Source organism: Mucilaginibacter sp. UYCu711 (assembly GCF_050433825.1).
Classification (GTDB): domain Bacteria; phylum Bacteroidota; class Bacteroidia; order Sphingobacteriales; family Sphingobacteriaceae; genus Mucilaginibacter.
The window spans coordinates 515,913-536,604 of sequence record NZ_JBNPWM010000001.1; the positions used below are offsets into that span (position 1 = coordinate 515,913).

Sequence of the window (20,692 nt, forward strand, 5' to 3'; positions counted from 1 at the left end):
GATAAATTAAAAAATGATCCATTGTAAATCATTTCTATTATATCTTTGCGGTCCTTTGAATTTATAAACCGAATGGACTATTCTATAATTATTAAAAAAGCGTGGGAAGGCTACGATGCTTCAAAAACCATTAAAGGTATTGAAGATATCAGCGCGATGGTATCAACAAACAGGGTGTTTAAGGTAACGTTTGATGATGACGATATTGTTATTGCCAAGCTATCGCACTTTGGTAAATACGAGCATTTTAAGGAAGACCATCGCATTATACATAGCTTATCAAACAACCTGCTTTACCCGTTCGAGAATTTCCTGTCAAAATCCTTATTAAAAAATAACAGGGTATATATCTATCATTATAAGTTCAGGCAAGCCGATGCCTGGGTGGTTTTTTATAATCCTACCCGCATATTTGACCGGATGCCAAGGCGTCTGGAAGAAACCCATATCCGCAAATTGGGCCAGCAGGTAGGTAAGTTTCATAAAGCCTGTGCGCGGGCTAAAAGCGTGTTGCCCAAATCATCAAAAACATTACGCACCGATATCTACTCGCTATTGCACCAGTTAGAAGTAAAAGAAAAACAATTTGGCAGCGCCATGCAGGTTGATTTTTTGAAATATCATTGCGAAACTTTCTTGCGTAACCGCTCTAAATACAACATGAGCTCATTCGAGATCATACCTGTTTTTATAGATTGGAACATCGGTAATTTTTCGGTCGATCAAAACTTAAACCTATACTCGCGTTGGGATTATGATTGGTTCAGGATGAGTTACCGGGTGCTGGACTTTTATTTTTTGAGCCGGGTGGTATCTGACGTGGGTGACCGTACCGTATTTAGTTATGGCATTAAAACATTAATGGAGGACAGGTTCATCATATTCCTTAAAGAATATCACCAGATAAACCCTTTAACCGCAAACGAGATCAGGTTTTTGAAAGAGGCGTATCGTTTTTTTATTTTAAACTACGTAATCAAAGATGGTAAGTACTTTTTTAGCGAACAATATGCAAAGAAATTGCAGGCCGAGGCATTTGAATTGTACCTGCCATCAGTAGATCGTGATTTTGATGCCGAAAAAATTATAAAAGCGCTTAATTTGCAGTAGTGAGTTATGAGTGGTGAGTTTTGAGTCGTATTTTAGTTAAATGAATAAAATTATAAGAGCGCATTAATAAATTATATAGAGAAACTCATAACCCAATACTCATCACTCAAAACTACCATGATTCAAATAGATAACTTTAAAACTATAATTGATAAGTATAACGTTATCTTTTTCGACGCGTTTGGTGTGATAAAAAACTACCAGGGTTTGGTGCCGGGTATTGAAAAAACGTTCGAGTATCTAAAGGAACAAAACAAAGAATATTATATAGTTACCAATGATGCGTCGCGCAGCCCGGTGCAGTTGGCATCATCCTACCATAAAATGGGCCTGCATGCCATTACTCCCGATAGGATCATATCATCTGGCATGTTAACCAAAGAGTACCTTTATCTTAAAGTACCCGAGGGTGTAGTTGCCTATTTAGGTACCGAAGATTCGGCGCATTATATTGAAAGCCTGGGCCTGCACCCAATGCCTATAAGCGATGTTAACGAAAGTAATATGGATCAGATAAAAGCCTTGCTGTTTTTGGATGACGAGGGCTTCGACTGGCAAACGGGTGTTAATATAGCCGTTAATTTATTGCGCAAGCGTACTATCCCGGCAATTGTTGCCAATACAGATCATGCTTATCCGGTTACTATTCATGATCTGTCTGTAGCCATTGGTGGCCTGGCCATGATGGTAGAAACCATAGTAGGTAAAAAGTTTATCAGGTTTGGCAAGCCGGATTCACAGATGTTTATGTTTGCTTATGATCTTATCCGCGAATACAGGCCCATCAGCAAAAAAGAAATAGTAATGGTAGGGGATACCTTACATACAGACATTTTAGGTGGCAATAAATTTGGCCTTGATACCGTTTTGGTGCTGTCCGGAAATACTTTACCACAGGATGTGGATACCCGGATAACATCAACAGGCATAGTGCCGACATATATCTGCGAAACCGCAGTTGTAGAAAAAGATATGTTTTAATTTAACCATGGTTTATAATCCAGCAGCAATAACAATACCCCAGGCATCAGCATTTAACCGGAAAATTGCCGGCAAGCAGATCGAGCTATACCACCTTAAAAATAAAGCAGGTATGCAGGTTGTTATAACCAACTTTGGGGGATACCTGGTAGGTGCCTGGGTGCCCGATAAAAAGGGCAGGTTAACCAGCGTGACGGTTGGGTTTGATACTATAGAAGGTTTGGCCAAACAAACCAGTTATTATGGCGCTATAGTAGGGCGGTATGCCAATCGTATTGCCAAAGGCAAGTTTACTTTGGATGGGCAAAAATATAACCTGCCTATAAATAACGGGCCCAACAGTTTGCATGGCGGAAAAGCCAACTTTAGCTATAAAGTTTGGGATGCTAAGCAACTTGACGATCAAACGGTTGTTTTAGAAACCCTTTCTGAACATACAGAAGAAGGTTACCCCGGTAATTTAAAAGTTAAGGTAACGTATACCCTTACCGATAACAACGAGATCACCATAGCTTATGAAGCGACTACCGATAGAACTACAGTAGTTAATTTAACCAACCATGCCTATTTTAATTTAAATGGCGAGGGCAACGGTGATATATTATACCATGTTGTACAAATAAATGCCAGCCATTATACGCCGATAGACAGTACGTTGATACCAACCGGCGAAATAGCTCCGGTAAAAGACACACCGTTTGATTTTGTTAACCCCGAAAGGATAGGAAAGAGAATTAACAGTGATCACGCCCAGTTAAAATTTGGTAATGGCTATGATCATAACTTTGTTTTAAACAGGCATGGCGCACATGTGCCGGTTGCAACGGTTACCGGTGATGTAACAGGTATTAAGCTTGAAGTTTTTACAGATCAGCCCGGATTGCAATTTTATACCGGCAATTTTACACCGGGAACAAATTTAACAAGGGGTAATGTTAAAGATACCATGCGTACAGCATTTGCTATGGAAACGCAGCATTTTCCTGATTCGCCAAACAAACCAAATTTCCCATCGACGGTGCTTAAGCCGGGCGAGGTTTATAACACCCAAACCACTTATAAATTTTCTGTATAAGTATCAGCTTATTAATATTGATGTGTTAACTTTATATCGTTTAAAAAGGGGATATAATTGCTGGTAGATAATCACGGTAGAACAATAAATTACATGCGCCTGGCCGTTACCGACAGGTGTAACCTGCGTTGCTTTTATTGCATGCCTGAGGATGGCCTTAACTGGCTGTCGCGCACCGAATTAATGAGCTACGAGGAGATGCTTCGCGCCAGTACCATATTGGTGAAAATGGGGATCGAAAAGATCCGTATTACCGGTGGCGAACCGTTTGTGCGTAAGGATATCATGAAATTGCTGACCAGCCTTTCGCAATTAAACGGATTAAAAGAGTTAAGCATTACCACAAATGGGGTATTAACTGCGCCATATGTTGCCGAAATGAAGGCTTTGGGTATCAGATCCGTTAACCTTAGTTTAGATACTTTAGATGCTAATCGGTTTTTTGCTATTACCCGCCGGGATGAATTTGCCGATGTGATGAACACTTTAAATGAATTGCTAAAGCATGATTTTGAAGTAAAGATAAACGCGGTAGTTATGGATGGCAAAAATACCCAGGACATAGTCCCGATGGTAGAATTAACTAAAGACTTGCCAATCAGCGTCCGCTTTATTGAAGAAATGCCTTTTAACGGTGATAATGATTCATACCAGGGCGTTGTTTGGGATCATGTACGGATATTGGATGAAATAACCAGCCACTACCCCCAAATACAAAAACTGGTCGATCCGCCTCATTCTACTGCTTATAACTACCAAATTCCGGGGCACAAGGGTAGTGTTGGTATTATTGCCGCTTACTCGCGTACATTTTGTGGCACCTGTAACCGTATCCGCATTACACCGCAGGGCACTTTGAAAAATTGCCTGTATGATGATGGCGTGTTGAATATTAAAGATTTGATGCGATCTGGTGTAAGCGATAGGGAAATAGAAAAATACTTACTAAATGCCTTTAACCACAGACCGGTTGATGGCCGGGAGGCAGAACGATTGCGAGTTGAGAAAACCGGCGTACATGAATCTATGGCTACTATTGGGGGATAATAACTATGATCACGGTCCAACAAGCCGAACAACTGATACTTGACAACGCGCGCGATTACGGCGCCGAAATAGTTTTGTTTGACGAAGCTTTGGGCCGCGTATTAGTCGAAAATATAAAAGCCGATCGGGATCTGCCCGCCTTTAACAGGGTTACGATGGACGGAATAGCCATTAATTATCAATCCCTTGAAAAAGGAATAACAATTTTTAATATAAAAGCTACCCAGGCAGCCGGAGATCAACCAATTGATATTAATAATGCTGATGAATGCATAGAAATAATGACCGGCGCGGCATTGCCAGAGTCTGTCGATACGGTTATCCGTTATGAAGATATTGAAATAAAAGACGGTACAGCGACGATCTTAATTGACAAGATAAAACAGGGACAGAACCTTCATTTAAAGGGCGCGGATAAAAAACAGGGAGATTTGCTGCTTACCCCGGGCCAATTGATAACGCCTGCTATCATCAGCCTGGTTGCATCGGTTGGCGAAACAGAATTGCGGGTTAAGCGCTTGCCGCGTGTGGTAGTTATATCATCAGGCGATGAATTGGTAGACGTTCAGACTACGCCATCACCTTACCAGATCAGGAAGTCTAACAGCTATATGTTGCAGGCCCTGATGATACAGCAAGGCTTAAAGGCAGATATAAGGCATATTCCTGATGATCCCGAAATAATTAAGCAGCAATTACAAATCTGCATTCAAAATTACGATGTGCTGTTACTAACCGGCGGAATATCAATGGGTAAGTTCGATTACATCCCGCAGGCATTAAAAGATTTAAAGGTAAATCAGGTATTTCATAAAGTCCAGCAGCGCCCCGGCAAGCCGTTTTGGTTTGGCAAGCACGATAATGGGGCAGTGGTATTCGCCTTCCCGGGTAACCCCATAGCTACCTTTATGTGTACGCAAAGGTATTTTATTCCCTGGTTAAACACTTCGTTAGGGTTAGCGCCTAAACAACCTGTTTACGCAATTTTGGCTACTGATTTTTCATTTCAACCTCAGTTAACCTATTATTTACAGGTTAAACTTACTTTTAATGAACGGGGGCAATTATCAGCTACGCCGGTTGAGGGAAATGGTTCGGGTGATTTTGCTAACTTAGCAGATACAGACGCGTTTATGGAACTGCCTTTAGAAAAGAACGAGTTTAAAAAGGGTGAGGTGTATAAAGTCTGGATATTTAATCAAATATAATGAGCGAATTCTCTCATCTTGACAAAGCCGGCAAAGCCACTATGGTTGATGTATCTGCAAAAACGATAACACATCGCACCGCTACTGCGCGCAGTATTGTTTACCTGCCGGATGAGGTATTAACGCAATTGGTTGGCGGTGATCTGCAAACCAAAAAAGGCGCTGTTTTTCAAACCGCAATAATTGCCGGTATTATGGCCGCCAAAAAAACCGGCGACCTGATACCGCTTTGCCACCCATTAGGATTGGATAATTGCCGTATCGATATACGGCTAAATGAGCAACAGGAGGTCGTGATAGATTGTACTGCTACCATTACGGCTAAAACCGGCATCGAAATGGAGGCTTTGGTAGGAGCGAGCATTGCGGCATTGACTATTTATGATATGTGTAAGGCATTAAGCCATGATATTGTTATAAAAGAAACCAAACTGATAGCAAAAACAGGAGGTAAACGTGATTTCAAACGAGCATAACCAGCCTGAAGGCAAGCACAAAAAACACGCTTCGCTGGCCCGGCCAATAACCGGTAATTTTGGTCGAAACGAGTGGGCGATACTTGGCGCGCCATGTATCAACATTAAATTATTAGCTGCTGATGTTATAGCTGCATTATCACCCCAATATAAGTGCGCTTATGCAGATACTTCGCACAATGATGAAGTAATATCGCTGCCCGGCCGTTTGGCAAGCGGCGCGGTTTTAGAATATACAGATCAGTTGAATAACCATCAGTTTAATTACAGTACCGATTTAAAACCGGTAAACTTTAAACAACAATTTGCCGGTACCGACCTGGTATTGGTTAACGGTAACCATCAGCCGGCTAAAGCACAGGTGGTTATCATCTACAATAACAAAATGGCATCGCTGCAAAAAAGAGTTGAGCAGCTAACCAATGTCGAGCTGATATTATTGGCTGATGTTGCCGATATTTTTGATTTCATAAAAGAAGCAATCCCCAACTGGCAGCAATTACCAATTTATCGCCTGGATGAAACGGAAAAAATCATTGATTTCTTTAAGGCTAAAATGCTACAGTCCAAACCTAAATTAAATGGTTTAGTGTTAACCGGCGGGCAAAGCCTTAGGATGGGGCATGATAAAAGCACTATAAACTGGTTTGGCAAAGAGCAGCGCTATTACATGGCTGATCTGTTGAAGGAATATTGTGACGAGGTATACCTATCATGCCGGGCAGAGCAACAACAGGATGTAGCTGCCGGCTACCAAACCTTACCCGATACTTTTACCGGCTTAGGTCCTTTTGGTGCGATATTATCCGCATTTCGTGAAAAACCTGACAGCGCCTGGTTAGTGGTTGCCTGTGATATGCCATTGTTAGGCACAGAAACATTTGATCATTTAATAAATAACCGTAACCCGTCATCAATAGCCACGGCTTATGAGAGCGCTTTTGATGGTTTTCCTGAGCCTTTAATTACGATTTGGGAACCTAAGAGTTACCCGGTATCGCTGGCATTTTTAGCACAGGGCTATTCATGCCCGCGCAAGGTTTTAATAAATAACGATACCACCTTACTAAAACCTTTGAATGCTGAGGAACTGACGAACGTGAACACCCCCGAGGATTTTGAAAAGATAAAGCGCCAGATCCACCAAAAAATTGCCTCAACCTAATTATGGAACCCGATTTTTCAAGATATAGCTGCCAGATAGCCTTGCCGGGTTTTAGTGAAACGGCGCAACTGCTTTTGCAACAGGCTAAGGTTTTAATAGTGGGCGCCGGAGGCTTGGGCTGCCCGGCCGCGCAATATTTAACAGCTGCCGGTGTAGGTACGCTTGGGATAGCTGATTTTGATACGGTTTCTACAAGTAACCTGCACCGGCAGATACTTTATACGCCGGCAGATGTAGGTCAGAAGAAAACGGTTATAGCTTGCCAAAAACTGCAACAACAAAACCCGGGTATCAGGTTAGTGCCGCATGATGTGAAGATCACCTCTGATAATGTAACGGACATTATAGGCCAATATGATATCGTAATTGATGGTACTGATAATTTTGAAACCAGATACCTGCTTAATGATGCGGGTGTAATAGCTGATAGGCCTGTTGTTTACGGCGCTATATATCAGTTTGAGGGGCAGGCTGCGGTTTGGAATGTAAATAATGCTAATGGTACCAGGTCACCTAATTACCGCGACTTGTTTCCTGAAGTGGATGCTACCCAGATACCAAATTGTGCTGATGGCGGCGTTATTCCAACACTGGCGGGTATTATCGGCTGTATACAGGCAAACGAGGTGATCAAATACATTACCCAAACCGGCGAATTGCTGGCAGGCAAAGTAATGGTATTTGACGCGCTTACCCTGCAAAGCCGCATCATCAAAATAGGAAAGACAACTAAAACTAATATTACTGCATTGGCGACGACCATTGAGGTATTAACCATGACTGTTAGCGATGTTAAAAAAGGATTAGCTGATAATACTTTAGAGCTTGTCGATATCCGCACCGACCAGGAGCGGGATGAAATAGATATTGGCGGCGTCCATTTTGAAGCGGATGAGATCGATGAGAACATGGCTTACCTAACTAATCCAACAGTTAAAGTACTCTACTGTTCGACAGGTAAAAGGAGCGGACAAGCTGTTAAGCAAATCAAACAAAAAGCACCAAACGCAAAGATCTATTCTTTAGAAGGGGGATTGCAAGAGTGGTTCTCCTCCCAACAATAACAGCCTTGCAACATTCACTCAATCAATAATTCAATAACTCACTCATTAAGGGTGTGCCGCTACCCAAACCTCGCCATCTTCAAAAATCTCTTTTTTCCAGATAGGTACGGATTGTTTTAGTGTATCTATAATATAACGACAGGCATCAAAAGCTGCATCCCGGTGGGCCGCAGCTACGGCAATAATTACCGGTATTTCGCCAATTTGTAATACCCCGGTACGATGATGGATCAATATTTTTTGAACAGTCCATTTATCAAAAGCCTGTTGGGCTATTTTTTGCATTTCGCTCACGGCCATCTTTTCGTAAGCTTCAAACTCTAATCTAACTACAGCTTTACCTTTGGTAGCGTTACGCACGGTGCCAATAAACACATCTATCCCCCCGCACTCGGGCGACATCACCCAGTCGATGCAGTACTGCATGTCAAGGGTAGATACGGATAGTTTTACTTCTGTGTTCATGTTGGATAGGAAAGGCAGGGCTGTTTATCCTCCGCTAACAGGCGGAATTATTGCGATCTCGTCACGTTCATGTACCGTATCTCCGTCAAGCGCATATTCGTTATTTATGGCGATCATGTAGGTAGCCAGTTTTTTTAACTTCGGATATTTTCCTTCTAACAGGTATTTTAAGTTAGATACCGTAGCATCATTAACCAGTTCAACATCAACGGCCGAACTGCCAAAAATGTCTTTTGCAATTCCAAAAGCTAATATATTGATCCTCATGTTAATAACTATTTATAAATTTCCTTCAAAGATTAATGTAAATTTAATAATTGGCTTGTATTTTGCAGATCAAAAGTAGTTAAATTTAAAAACATACCCATGTCAACATATATACCCAAAATAGTAATAGCACATTATTCAAATATTAACAAAGTTAGATTTGAAAACGCCAACGGCGAAATACAAATGCTGATAGAAAAAGATTTTACAGGGTTGGATAATGCAAGCGAAGATCAAAGCGATAATTTCTTTACAAACAATATCCCCACTGCAGGGAACGTAGTTAGATAATTCGCCGGAAACAGTTTGGTATCGAGGTTCAATGCATCAAATGTTTGCTTGTATTCCTTCATGTTTCTAAAATCTGCTATTATGGCCGTTCCGCCGGGCTTTAATACCCGTTTAATTTCGGCGCAGGCAGTTTTTCGTCCTTGCTTATCGTAAATATTATGCAGGCACATGTTGCTGAGGATCACATCGAAGTGATCGTTACCAAAGCTCATGTTCATGGCATTTTCATTTAATACCTCTACTTTATCAGCCACGCCTTCGGCAGCAGCGTTTTTTAAAGCAGCTTCTACATTATTGCCGGTTAAGTCGGCTGCGTTCCATATATCAATACCCGTTGATTTTCCGGTGGTTAATTTTTTGGCGGCACCTATCATTAGTAACCCTTTACCGGTACCAATGTCAAGCACTTGTTCATTGCCGTTCCAGTCTATAAGGTTTAACATCCTGTCGCGGTGCTTGTATTTGCCGGAAAGTGAATAGACCAGCATTAACAATCCTCCCAAAGCCATCCCGCCTGCCGACCATAAAAAACCGGATGTTTCAATAATTACACTCCCTATTTTAATAACCGGGAAGAAGAGAGCCACCACGATAACAGCCAATGCCGCTATAAATAAATTGCGGATAACACCAGGCGCGTCAACACCATAATTAATTTTTGAACTTTTTTGCGTTGAGTCTTGTCCCATTTTTTCTTACTGATTAACAGTTAAATATATAAAAATAATAAAATTATTAATAATTCTATAAAGTATATAGATTTAGTAGTATATTTGAATTGTAATTGAAACATCCCATGAAACGCAGTAGAGTACAAGGTAATATAAAGATTCTTTCGGGCAGACAGGCCAAGGGTTTCCGAATGTGTTGTTGTTGCTAACCAACCCTGCAATCTATCTGTTAATACTATTATCAACTTCAATTTACTTTAGCATGTTAACTACAATAAGCAAATATCCATTTTTCGATCTGTCAGAAATTATTCCTGAACCTGACTTTAGTCATAAACCTTATAAAAAACTACAACCGGTTAAAACCGGGAATTTAATACCTGATATTAACCTGGTAACTGATTTTAAGAGATGGAAAAACTTTTACAACGGTGCGCCAACTCATGGGTCTATATCTTTAAAACACTTATATGGTAAGCCATTGGCTATAGCTTTTTACTCGAAACACTGGCAGGATAGGGGCATTGAGCAATTAAAACAATTAAACGCCATACAAACCGAAATTAAAGCTAACGGTGGTAACCTGTTAATTTTAACAGATGAGACAGGTGACGAGCAGTTGTCTAAAATTACCTGGGAAAATAATTTATCCTTAAATTTTTATCACGATATCAATAACGAAATAGCAACGCAGTTCAGAGTTTACTCAGAGGATGATCCAACCTGGAACCGGTTCTCGGGGATTAATGTTAATATCCCTTTGCTGGCAATTTATGTAATAGATACCGAACGACATATCATTTACGATCATATTGATCGCGACCTCTCGGCTACATTCGTAGCAGATGATCTAATTGCTTCAATTTACGGGGCATCGTTAACGAACACCCGCAGAAAATCGGCATAAAAATATTATTTGGTTTGGTTTACAGTTGAAAAGAAAAGCCGCTCTATCTATAATATGAGCGGCTCTTTTCATTTTAATATGTGCGGTAATATCTTTTGCCGTGGCGGTAGTAGTAATGTCTTCTAACCGTAACACTCCCCCTTGACCTGCTGCTGCTAACCACAACGCGGCCGCCTGGTCTTGGTGGCGGAGGTGGAGTTCTTAGGTGGATTCGTGGTAAAGGTGGACGTCCACCAGGGTGTGGCGGCGGCGGCGGTAAATGTATCTGCGCTTCTGCAACAGTAAATGTGCATGCGGTAATAGCTGCGATAAATAATGTCTTAATAATTTTCATGATGTTAAAATATCCAATAAGTTAAGTCTGAAATGATTGATTAAAGGTACAACCTCAAATACCCCAAACAGTTTTAAAAACCGTATTAATAAAATAAACGTTTTTAACAGTAATTGGTTATTAGTCCTGACGTTAAACAACTATATGCGATATTTTTTTTTAATGATGCTATTTTTTAGCTTTTTACAGGGCTATGCCCAACCAACCACGCTGTTAATAAAAGGCGAGTTGGTGATAGACGGTAACAAGCGCTCATTCTCGACTTATATACCACCTCAAAGCAAAGCCGGTAAAATGCCATTGGTTATTTCGCTGCATGGCGGCTTTGCAAGCCCTAAAGGGATGTTTCATTTGGCCGATTTCAGGCCGGTGGCTGATCGCGAAAAGTTTATTGTAGTTTGCCCGGCATCAAAACACATCTGGCACGATGGGGCCAACGTGCATGGGATTGATGATGTAAAGTTCATAGATGAGCTTATCAGCTACATCATTAAAACCTATAATGCAGATCCGGAAAGGGTGTATGTTACCGGCATCTCCAACGGTGGATTTATGACAGCCAGGCTTGCTTGCCAGCTAAACAACCGAATAGCTGCTGTGGCGATAGTTGCGGCGACATTGGATATAGGAGAGGGGTACGATTTAGAAAGGCCAATGCCGGCCCTGTATATGCACGGTACAAGCGACCCGATAGTAGGTTATAACGGCGGAAAATTATTTGGGCGGAGCGTTTATTCGCAGGACGCTGTTATCGATAAATGGGTAGCTTTAAATAACTGCGATAAGATACCGCTGGTCACTACTATACCCGATACAGCAAATGATGGCACCAGTATTTTAAAAGAGGAATACCTGAACCCTGAAAACGGGTTAAAGGTTGTTGGTTATACCATCGTCAACGGCGGGCACACCTGGCCGGGCGGATGGCAATACCTGCCAAAATTTATTATTGGCAAGACCACCCAAAATTTAAATGCCTGCGAGGAGATCTGGAGTTTTTTTAAAGGGTATAAGTTGACTGTTAAAAGTTAAACCATGTTTTATATCCTGATGACAACGGACGAAAATTTAATTTAAGGTGATCCACTTTACATGATCCACGGTGAAGTATTAAAAAATAAGGAATCATGATAAGTGGTTTACTTACAATATATTACATCAGCCAGTTAAAGCTTTACAGGTGATCCAAAGTGATCCACTCAATTTGTTAAGTTATTTACTTACAAACAATTAAACAAAAAAGGTGATCCAGATGATCCGTATTTTTAAGTGGATCACCTCATCGTATAAAAACAGATAGAAGATAGTTAGTTGCCTAAAATAACCTGCATATTTTGTTTCTTTGTTACATGAGTATAACTACCGCGCCGGATAAAGTGAAATTGATGCAGGAACAAAAGCTTCAGGAGTTATTGCAACATATTAGTAAAAACTCGCCATTTTACAAAGAGCTGTTTGCTCAGCATGGTATTGATATCAATGCAATCAAGACGATTGAGGACCTTGCCCTGATCCCAACAACGGGTAAAGAAGACCTGCAAAAGCGCAACAACGACTTTTTATGCGTGCCAAAGGATCAGGTGATCGAATATGCCTCAACATCAGGCACGTTAGGAAGTCCGGTTACCATCGCTCTTACTGAGAATGATCTTAATCGCCTGACATTAAACGAATATAACTCCTTTGTCTGTGCTGATGGTCAGCCTAATGATATCTACCAGCTGATGTTAACGCTCGACAGGCAGTTTATGGCGGGTATAGCTTACTACTCGGGTTTGCGCAAGTTAGGGGCAGGAATCATCCGTTTAGGGCCTGGTGTGCCTTCTTTACAGCTGGAAACTATCCAGCGGTTAAACCCGACTGCCATTGTAGCGGTGCCATCGTTTATCCTGAAGCTGATCCAGGCCGCCAAAGATCATAACATCGATCTTAACCAAACATCAGTTAAGAAAGCCATCTGTATAGGCGAGAATATCCGCAACACCGATTTCTCATTAAACATCCTTGGTAAAAAGATCACCGAAGCCTGGGATATCAAGTTATATTCAACCTACGCCTCAACCGAAATGCAAACCGCATTTACCGAATGCAGCCACGGCCGCGGCGGTCACCTGCAGCCCGAGCTGGTAATTGCCGAGCTATTGGATGAGGATAATAACCTGGTGCCTGCCAATACACCCGGCGAGCTAACCATCACAACCCTTGGGGTTGAAGGTATGCCGTTACTGCGCTATAAAACAGGTGATATCTGCATGTACTTTAATGAACCCTGCGCCTGTGGCCGTACCAGTTTACGCTTGTCGCCCATTATTGGCCGTAAAAAGCAGATGATCAAGTTTAAAGGTACCACGCTATATCCGCCGGCTATGTTTGATCTGTTGAATGAGATGGAAGAGGTGCTGGATTATGTGATAGAAGTATATTCGAACGATATAGGGATGGATGAAGTATTGCTGCACCTGCTACCGTTAGATGACAGTAAAGCCTGCGATAACCGCATCAGAGCCTATTTACAGGCAAGGTTAAGGGTAAGCCCGCATGTTAGCTATATCACAGCCGAACAGATCCAGAAAATGCAGTTTCCGGAAGCAGTACGTAAAGCTGTTAAGTTTATAGATAAACGGGTTAACCAATCAGAAGGTAACTAATCACCAATCTCTAATCACTATTTTATATATTTGTCATCCACCACGGCAAACTATTAAGCTTTGTTTGGGTTTAAAAGATTGATTACTAATATTTGCCTATGATAACTGTTGGACAGAGCGTCCTTTCTTTAGCTGACTTTAACGAAATTGTGTTTAACCAGAAGTCGGTTGTCCTATCCCCCTCAGCTTTAACAAAAATTGAGACTAACTTTAAGTTCCTCCAAAAATTTTCGTCAAATAAACTAATTTATGGCATAAATACCGGTTTTGGCCCTATGGCCCAATACAAGGTAAGCGAGGAGAATTTGCTGGCATTACAGTATAACCTTATCCGCAGCCATAGCTCTGGTAATGGTGCACTGCTTACACCAACTTTGGCAAAAGCTTTAATGGTGGCCCGGTTAAACAGTTTGATCCAGGGTTTCTCGGGCGTTCATACTGATATAGTTGAACTGCTTAGAGAGTTAATAAACAAAAACGTAACCCCATGTATCTATGAGCATGGCGGGGTAGGTGCCAGTGGCGATTTGGTACAATTAGCTCACCTTGGTTTAGTATTAATTGGCGAGGGTGAAGTTATTTATGAAGATAAGATCCAGCCCACTGCCGAGATCTTTAAACAATTAAATATTAAACCGCTAAGCATCCATGTGCGCGAGGGATTGGCTACCATCAACGGAACCTCGGCCATGACAGGTATAGGTATGGTTAATGTAATACAGGCACAAAAGCTATTAGGCTGGGCGGCCATGTTCTCGGCTATGACCAATGAAGTAGTTGAAGCGTATGATGATCATTACTCGCACGAGTTGAATATCGTCAAACATCATAAAGGCCAAAACAAGATAGCCGGCATGCTACGCGATATCTTAAAAGATAGCAAGATGATCCGTAGCCGTACAGATCATTTATATCAGCCTGATAACATTGCTCACGACGTTTTTGAAGATAAGGTGCAGGAATACTATTCGTTACGTTGTGTAACTCAAGTACTGGGGCCGATATTGGATACCATAACAAATGCCGAAGAAGTATTAGTTAATGAGCTAAACTCGGTTAACGATAACCCGGTGATTGACCATGTTAACGAAAATGTGTTCCACGGCGGTAACTTCCACGGTGATTATGTTTCGTTAGAGATGGACAAGCTGAAGATAGCTATTACTAAGCTGTCCATGTTATCAGAGCGCCAGTTAAATTACTTATTGAATGATAAGCTGAACCTAAAATTCCCGCCGTTTTTAAACCTGGGTGTTTTAGGGCTAAACTTCGGGATGCAGGGCGTGCAGTTTACGGCGACATCAACAGTAGCCGAGAACCAGACTTTATCCTTCCCGATGTATGTACATAGCATCCCTAACAACAATGATAACCAGGATATTGTGAGCATGGGCTGTAACGCTGCTTTAATGACGGGCAGGGTAATTGATAACACTTTCGCGGTATTGTCTATCCAGTTAATGACCATACTACAGGCTATTGATTATTTAGATTGCCAGGAAAAACTTGCTCCTAAAACTTTGGCTTTGTATAATGAGGTAAGGGCTATATTCCCTAAATTTATAGAGGACACACCAAAATACAAGGATATAGAGCGGATCAAAGACTTTTTGGCTGGTGCAAACCAGTCCATCTAAATCCTACCCGTTAGGGAGGAATTAAAATAGTAAAGTGTTGAGAATTTAAAATATATAAATCAAAAGTCTCCCCTTCCGGGGGAGATTTAGAGGGGGCTATATGAAATGTGCTTTAGTTACAGGCGGATCAAGAGGAATAGGCAGGGCCATCTGTGTTAAAATGGCCGCTATGGGCTATTATGTACTTATCAACTTTAAAAGCAATACCACAGAAGCCGAAAATACCCTTGAACTGGTTAAACAAGCCGGCAGCAACGGCGAACTGTTACAATTTGACGTTGCCGACAAAGAACAAATTAAAGAAGTTTTAGAAACCTGGATAAACAATAACGAAGGCCGTGATATTGAGGTACTGGTAAACAACGCCGGTGTCCGTGATGACAGCCTGATGGTTTGGTTAAAGGATGAGCAGTGGGACAGTGTAATAAATACCAGCTTAAACAGTTTCTTTTATGTTACTCGTTTAGTTTTGGATGGTATGATGCTTAACAGGTTCGGGCGTATAATCAACGTTGTATCGTTATCCGGATTAAAGGGGGTAGCAGGTCAAACCAATTACTCTGCAGCTAAGGCGGGCGTAATAGGTGCTACAAAGGCATTGGCGCAGGAGGTTGGCCGCAGCGGGATTACCGTAAACGCGGTGGCGCCGGGTTTTATAAAAACAGATATGACTGAAGGATTAGACGAGAAGGAATTAAAAAGAAGTATCCCGGTAAACCGTTTTGGTTTGCCTGAGGAAGTAGCACATGCTGTTGGATTCCTTGCATCTAAAGAAGCATCATACATCACTGCAGAAGTACTATCAATAAACGGCGGCTTATATTCATGATAGCAGGCGGAAGCATATTATCCCTTATACCCCAAAAGCCGCCATTTGTGATGGTGGACGAATTGTTATTCGCCGACGATAACATCACCAAAACGAAATTTACCATAACTGCCGACAACGTATTTGTTATTAATGGCGAGTTTAGCGAAGCCGGCCTGATGGAAAACATGGCGCAAACCGCCGCTGCCGGCTCGGGCAATATGGCACGGATAGAACAAAGGCCTGTTGCCAATGGTTATATAGGCCAGGTAAAAAACTTCGAGGTCTACAGTTTACCCAAAGTAGGGGATGTGCTGCTAACCGAGGTAAAGATGGAGGTACAGGTGTTTGATGCGGGCATCGTATCGGGCAGGATCTGGTGTAATGATGTGGAGGTGGCGCAATGCGAAATGAAAATATTTATCAATCAATAATGCCCGCGGTTTATATAGTTGCCGATAACATTTACTCGCCGGTAGGCACTACTACCGACGAAAACTTTGAGCGGGTTAAACAAGGATTTTCAGGGATTAAAAAACACAGCAATCCTACTTTAGCAGATGAAGATATCCATGTTTCGCTGTTTAACTTAAACGAAAGTAAAAAACATAACAATTTAAAATACAGCTATTTTGAAGGTTTACTTATATCATCAGTTGAAGATGTTTTAGCAAACTGTGATATAAAAGCTGATGATGAAAAAACGATCCTTATTGTATCAACAACCAAAGGAAATATCAGCTTATTGGAGACTGATGCCGATAACCCTGGCCTGAAAAACCGGATAGCATTACACACCTCGGCCAAACTGGTTGCAGACCATTTTGGATTTGTCAATCAACCATTGGTGGTGTCTAATGCCTGCATATCCGGTATTATGGCGATACTAACCGGCATGCGTTTGATCCAATCCGGGAAATATGAAAACGCGGTTGTAGTAGGTGCCGATGTGATTAGTAAATTTGTTTTATCAGGATTTCAATCATTCCAGGCTATAAGCGCTGAACCCTGCAAACCTTTTGATGAAAACAGGACCGGCATTACATTAGGCGAAGGCGCTGCTACCATGATCCTATCATCAAACCCTAAATACTCCGACAGGATCAAGGTTTTAGGCGGAGCGGTATCCAACGACGCAAATCATATTTCGGCGCCCTCAAGGACAGGAGAGGAGCTTTCTGGGGCAATTGAGCGCGCGTTAACCATGGCTGGTTTGGTTGCCGGGGATATAGACCTGGTATCGGCCCACGGCACGGCTACCAGTTATAACGATGAAATGGAAGCCAAGGCTATAGTTTTAGCGGGACTGGAAACTGTGCCGGCTAATAGCTTGAAAGGTTATTATGGCCATACCTTAGGCGCTGCGGGATTGATAGAATCCATTATTTCCATCAAGTCATTAAAGGAAAACCTGATATTACCAACTTTGGGATTTGATAAAATGGGGGTGAGTACCCCTATTAATGTTTGCACTAAACTCACACCGATGCGATTAAAAACATGTTTAAAAACAGCATCGGGTTTTGGTGGTTGTAATGCAGCAGTAGTGTTTAGTAAATAATAGATCATGGTCAAAAAGCGTACTGACAGACTGACATTTGCAATTTTATAAATATTTAATAATCAAAATGTTAAATAGTTGAATATAAATCATTACATAACATCATACTGTACTATAAGTCAGGAAGTGGTTTACAAGAACGAAGTCCCGGTTTTTGAAAATCGCGGTGCTGACCTGCCTGCTTTTTTACTATCCGCATACCAGCACTTTGAGCTGAATTATCCTAAGTTTTATAAGATGGATAACCTGAGCAAACTGGGCTGGCTGGCTACCGAGGTATTGTTGAAAGGAAGTACGATAAAGCAATACCAACCAGAAACTGTAGGGCTGGTGTTAACAAACGCCAATGCAAGTTTGGACAGTGATAAAAAATATATGAAAAGCGTAGCCGACATCCCGAGCCCTGCATTGTTCGTATATACCTTGCCCAATATTATGACCGGAGAGATTTGTATTCGTAATAATTTTAAAGGCGAGGACGCATTTTTTATATTTGAAAAGTTTGATGCTGCGTTTATAGAATTGTACGTTAATAACCTTTTAAGTAACAATATTTTAAACGCGTGTATCTGCGGTTGGGTTGATGTGTTGGGCGATGATTATAAAGCAGTTTTGTTTTTGGTGGAGAAGGTAGTTAGCGACAAACCAATACTATTTACACGGGACAACCTGGCTAACATATTTGATAATTTAGTAATTGATAAGCTATAATGAGTGCACCGGTTTATATTGCGGGAGTTGGAGTTATTACGGCGATAGGCAATAACGTAGCCGAGAACCTTGCCGCGTTCGAGCGCGAAGAAGCCGGTATGGGCGATATAACGTTGGTGAATACCATTCATCGCGGCGTATTACCTGTTGCCGAAGTTAAGCTGGATAATGAAGCTTTAGGTAACCTGGCCGGAATTTCAACCAAGCTTAGCCGTACCAAAATGCTGAGTTTGATTGCCGCCCGCGAAGCGATGAATGACGCGGCCATACCAAACTTTAAAGACTTACGTACCGGGTTTATATCAGCTAATACCGTTGGGGGTATGGATAAGAGCGAGGATTTCTTTATTGAGTTTTTGGCCGATAACGAAAAAGGCAAACTACGAAATGTATACGACCACGAATGTGGCAGCATGACCGAAGTTGTAGCTGATGCATTGGGTATAACTGATTATATGACCACCATCAGCACTGCCTGCTCATCATCGGCAAATGCAATATTTTATGGCGCGCGATTGATCAGGAATGATATTTTGGATGTGGTTATAGCCGGTGGTGCGGATGCCTTAGCCAAATTCACACTCAACGGTTTTAATACCCTGATGATACTGGACAAGGAATACTGCAAGCCATTTGATGATGACCGCGAGGGCCTGAATTTAGGCGAAGGCGCGGGTTACGTGGTATTGGTATCAGATAAAGTAGCTGAGACGTTAAATAAGCCCCTGTACTGCACTTTAAGCGGCTATAACAATAGTAACGACGCCTACCATCAAACGGCGTCCTCACCGGACGGTACAGGCTCGTACCTGGCTATGCAGGGTGCCTTGAATAAGGCCGGTTTACAAACATCAGATATCGACTATATCAATTTACACGGAACAGGAACACCAAACAATGACAGTGCGGAAGGCACAGCCATTAAACGCTTGTTTGGCCCGGACTATCCAAAAATGAGCTCTACCAAATCATTCACCGGGCACACTTTGGGTGCAAGCGGCGGGGTGGAGGCTGTATTTTCGGTACTGGCGGTTAAACATGGGTTGATCTATCCAAACCTGCGGTTTAAAACACCTATGCAGGAGCTGCCGTTTACGCCCGAGGTTCATTATCTCAAAGATCAGCCGGTAAAAAATGTGTTATCAAACTCGTTTGGATTTGGTGGCAATTGTACATCTTTAATATTTTCGGCTGTTTAATATGAAGATCTATATCCGTTCGGCTGCAGCAATATCCGCCCAAAATACTTTTGGTGACGTTCCGTTTTTAACTGAACCCTTAGCAGTTACGGGCATTTGCTTAAGCGCGATAGAACCTGATTATAAAGCATACGTCGACCCCAAACTGGCCCGCCGCATGAGCCGGATTATAAAAATGGGCGTCGCAGCAGCGATGCAATGTTTACGTGATGCGGAAATAACTATGCCCGGCGCAATTATTACCGGCACAGCTTTGGGCTGCCAGGAAGACACCATCACTTTTTTAACGCGTATTATTGAAATGGAAGAGGAAATGCTGCCGCCGACAGCATTTATACAATCAACCCATAATACCGTGGCTGCACAAATAGCATTGATGCTGAAGTGCCATAACTACAATAACACTTTTGTACATAAAGGTATTTCGTTTGAGAGCGCGCTGCTTGATGCAATTATGCTTTTAAGAGAGGGAGACGCTGATAATATCCTGGTAGGTGGTACAGAGGAGATGACGGATATCGCCTTTAAAATACTAACCCGCCTTGGGCTGTATAAACGCTGGCCGTTGTCAAATCTGGATCTGATTAAAACACAGTCAAACGGAACAATTGGCGGCGAAGGCGCGGCTTTCTTTTTGTTGACGGATAAAAGCAGGAATGATAACCTGGCCGAGTTGGTGGCTATAAAAACATTCTACAAGCCCAAAAATAAAGAAGATATTGAATTGAATATCAATTCGTTTCTGCAGCATAACTTAATTAAAATTGAAGATATCGACCTGGTTATAACCGGCAAAAACGGCGACTGGAAAAATGATGCGGTTTATGATGAGCTGCGCAAAACCATATTTGCAAACAGCGATCTTGCCTACTACAAACATTTATGCGGCGACTACCCGGTATCCATATCATTTGCTTTATGGCTCGCATCGAATATCATCATGAGGGGCCGGGTTCCTGAAACGGTGATTGACGGGGAGCTTAAAAACAGATCGCCTAAAAAAATATTGATCTATAACCATTATCAAAATAGCTATCATTCGTTAATGCTATTATCTTCGTGCTGAT

23 protein-coding genes are annotated in these 20,692 nt (G+C 41.8%); 19 read left to right on the top strand and 4 right to left on the bottom strand.

What is annotated here, in order from left to right; all coding sequences use genetic code 11:
• The first annotated feature begins 72 nt into the window (after positions 1 to 72).
• The 8 genes from ABIB50_RS02375 (at position 73) to ABIB50_RS02410 (ending at position 8,126) form a co-directional block, all read left to right on the top strand.
• Positions 73 to 1,110: a hypothetical protein gene (locus ABIB50_RS02375; protein ID WP_429376946.1), complete on the top strand. Its 1,038-nt coding sequence runs from the start codon at positions 73 to 75 to the stop codon at positions 1,108 to 1,110.
• Positions 1,111 to 1,227: 117 nt separating this feature from the next.
• Positions 1,228 to 2,091, top strand: coding sequence for an HAD-IIA family hydrolase (locus ABIB50_RS02380; RefSeq protein WP_429376947.1), 864 nt, complete (start codon positions 1,228 to 1,230; stop codon positions 2,089 to 2,091).
• Between the two features lie 7 nt (positions 2,092 to 2,098).
• Complete coding sequence (locus ABIB50_RS02385; RefSeq protein WP_429376949.1) at positions 2,099 to 3,166, top strand: aldose epimerase family protein; 1,068 nt, start codon at positions 2,099 to 2,101, stop codon at positions 3,164 to 3,166.
• 57 nt (positions 3,167 to 3,223) lie between these two features.
• A complete protein-coding gene (moaA, locus tag ABIB50_RS02390; protein WP_429376951.1) occupies positions 3,224 to 4,213 on the top strand; it encodes a GTP 3',8-cyclase MoaA in 990 nt (329 codons plus the stop codon).
• 5 nt (positions 4,214 to 4,218) lie between these two features.
• A complete protein-coding gene (locus tag ABIB50_RS02395; RefSeq protein ID WP_429376953.1) occupies positions 4,219 to 5,421 on the top strand; it encodes a molybdopterin molybdotransferase MoeA in 1,203 nt (400 codons plus the stop codon).
• On the top strand, positions 5,421 to 5,897 hold the full coding sequence (gene moaC, locus ABIB50_RS02400) for a cyclic pyranopterin monophosphate synthase MoaC (protein ID WP_429376955.1): 477 nt from the start codon (positions 5,421 to 5,423) through the stop codon (positions 5,895 to 5,897). The genes ABIB50_RS02395 and moaC overlap by 1 nt, the downstream gene beginning before the upstream one ends.
• Entirely contained in the window at positions 5,878 to 7,062 is a 1,185-nt protein-coding gene (locus tag ABIB50_RS02405) for an NTP transferase domain-containing protein (RefSeq protein WP_429376957.1), read from the top strand. The genes moaC and ABIB50_RS02405 overlap by 20 nt, the downstream gene beginning before the upstream one ends.
• A 2-nt stretch (positions 7,063 to 7,064) precedes the next feature.
• Positions 7,065 to 8,126, top strand: a complete 1,062-nt coding sequence (locus ABIB50_RS02410; protein ID WP_429376959.1) for a ThiF family adenylyltransferase — start codon at positions 7,065 to 7,067, stop codon at positions 8,124 to 8,126.
• Positions 8,127 to 8,171: 45 nt separating this feature from the next.
• Here ABIB50_RS02410 and ABIB50_RS02415 read toward each other — a convergent pair whose 3' ends face one another.
• Positions 8,172 to 8,591 carry a molybdenum cofactor biosynthesis protein MoaE gene (locus ABIB50_RS02415; RefSeq protein ID WP_429376961.1) on the bottom strand — a complete coding sequence of 140 codons (420 nt, stop codon included), beginning with the start codon at positions 8,589 to 8,591 and terminating at the stop codon, positions 8,172 to 8,174.
• Positions 8,592 to 8,615: 24 nt separating this feature from the next.
• Positions 8,616 to 8,858, bottom strand: a complete 243-nt coding sequence (locus ABIB50_RS02420; protein ID WP_429376963.1) for a MoaD/ThiS family protein — start codon at positions 8,856 to 8,858, stop codon at positions 8,616 to 8,618.
• A gap of 99 nt (positions 8,859 to 8,957) precedes the next feature.
• Between ABIB50_RS02420 and ABIB50_RS02425 the strand changes: the two genes are divergently transcribed.
• Positions 8,958 to 9,149: a DUF7009 family protein gene (locus ABIB50_RS02425; RefSeq protein ID WP_429376965.1), complete on the top strand. Its 192-nt coding sequence runs from the start codon at positions 8,958 to 8,960 to the stop codon at positions 9,147 to 9,149.
• Here ABIB50_RS02425 and ABIB50_RS02430 read toward each other — a convergent pair.
• A complete protein-coding gene (locus tag ABIB50_RS02430; protein WP_429376966.1) occupies positions 9,092 to 9,838 on the bottom strand; it encodes a class I SAM-dependent methyltransferase in 747 nt (248 codons plus the stop codon). The two genes, ABIB50_RS02425 and ABIB50_RS02430, sit on opposite strands and share 58 nt — an antisense overlap.
• A gap of 244 nt (positions 9,839 to 10,082) precedes the next feature.
• On the opposite strand from ABIB50_RS02430, the gene ABIB50_RS02435 reads away from it, so the two are divergent.
• The gene (locus ABIB50_RS02435; RefSeq protein ID WP_429376968.1) at positions 10,083 to 10,727 is read left to right on the top strand and encodes a redoxin domain-containing protein; all 645 of its coding nucleotides are present in this window, start codon (positions 10,083 to 10,085) and stop codon (positions 10,725 to 10,727) included.
• Between the two features lie 73 nt (positions 10,728 to 10,800).
• Here the strand turns inward: ABIB50_RS02435 and ABIB50_RS02440 are convergent, their stop codons facing one another.
• Positions 10,801 to 11,061 (bottom strand): hypothetical protein, encoded by a 261-nt coding sequence (locus ABIB50_RS02440; protein WP_429376969.1) that lies wholly within the window; start codon positions 11,059 to 11,061, stop codon positions 10,801 to 10,803.
• A gap of 144 nt (positions 11,062 to 11,205) precedes the next feature.
• Here ABIB50_RS02440 and ABIB50_RS02445 point away from each other — a divergent pair, with 144 nt between their 5' ends.
• From ABIB50_RS02445 to ABIB50_RS02485, 9 genes are all read left to right on the top strand, one after another.
• Positions 11,206 to 12,093: an alpha/beta hydrolase family esterase gene (locus ABIB50_RS02445; protein ID WP_429376971.1), complete on the top strand. Its 888-nt coding sequence runs from the start codon at positions 11,206 to 11,208 to the stop codon at positions 12,091 to 12,093.
• A gap of 317 nt (positions 12,094 to 12,410) precedes the next feature.
• Positions 12,411 to 13,709: a phenylacetate--CoA ligase family protein gene (locus ABIB50_RS02450; RefSeq protein ID WP_429376973.1), complete on the top strand. Its 1,299-nt coding sequence runs from the start codon at positions 12,411 to 12,413 to the stop codon at positions 13,707 to 13,709.
• A gap of 98 nt (positions 13,710 to 13,807) precedes the next feature.
• The gene (locus tag ABIB50_RS02455; protein WP_429376975.1) at positions 13,808 to 15,346 is read left to right on the top strand and encodes an HAL/PAL/TAL family ammonia-lyase; all 1,539 of its coding nucleotides are present in this window, start codon (positions 13,808 to 13,810) and stop codon (positions 15,344 to 15,346) included.
• A gap of 100 nt (positions 15,347 to 15,446) precedes the next feature.
• Positions 15,447 to 16,175 carry a 3-oxoacyl-ACP reductase FabG gene (fabG, locus tag ABIB50_RS02460; protein ID WP_429376977.1) on the top strand — a complete coding sequence of 243 codons (729 nt, stop codon included), beginning with the start codon at positions 15,447 to 15,449 and terminating at the stop codon, positions 16,173 to 16,175.
• Positions 16,172 to 16,588: a 3-hydroxyacyl-ACP dehydratase gene (locus ABIB50_RS02465; RefSeq protein WP_429376979.1), complete on the top strand. Its 417-nt coding sequence runs from the start codon at positions 16,172 to 16,174 to the stop codon at positions 16,586 to 16,588. The genes fabG and ABIB50_RS02465 overlap by 4 nt, the downstream gene beginning before the upstream one ends.
• Positions 16,588 to 17,715: a beta-ketoacyl-[acyl-carrier-protein] synthase family protein gene (locus ABIB50_RS02470; RefSeq protein ID WP_429376981.1), complete on the top strand. Its 1,128-nt coding sequence runs from the start codon at positions 16,588 to 16,590 to the stop codon at positions 17,713 to 17,715. The genes ABIB50_RS02465 and ABIB50_RS02470 overlap by 1 nt, the downstream gene beginning before the upstream one ends.
• Positions 17,716 to 17,793: 78 nt before the next feature.
• Positions 17,794 to 18,426 carry a hypothetical protein gene (locus ABIB50_RS02475; protein WP_429376982.1) on the top strand — a complete coding sequence of 211 codons (633 nt, stop codon included), beginning with the start codon at positions 17,794 to 17,796 and terminating at the stop codon, positions 18,424 to 18,426.
• Positions 18,426 to 19,625: a beta-ketoacyl-[acyl-carrier-protein] synthase family protein gene (locus ABIB50_RS02480; RefSeq protein ID WP_429376983.1), complete on the top strand. Its 1,200-nt coding sequence runs from the start codon at positions 18,426 to 18,428 to the stop codon at positions 19,623 to 19,625. The genes ABIB50_RS02475 and ABIB50_RS02480 overlap by 1 nt, the downstream gene beginning before the upstream one ends.
• A 1-nt stretch (position 19,626) precedes the next feature.
• Entirely contained in the window at positions 19,627 to 20,691 is a 1,065-nt protein-coding gene (locus ABIB50_RS02485) for a beta-ketoacyl synthase chain length factor (protein ID WP_429376985.1), read from the top strand.
• The last annotated feature ends 1 nt before the right edge of the window (position 20,692 follow it).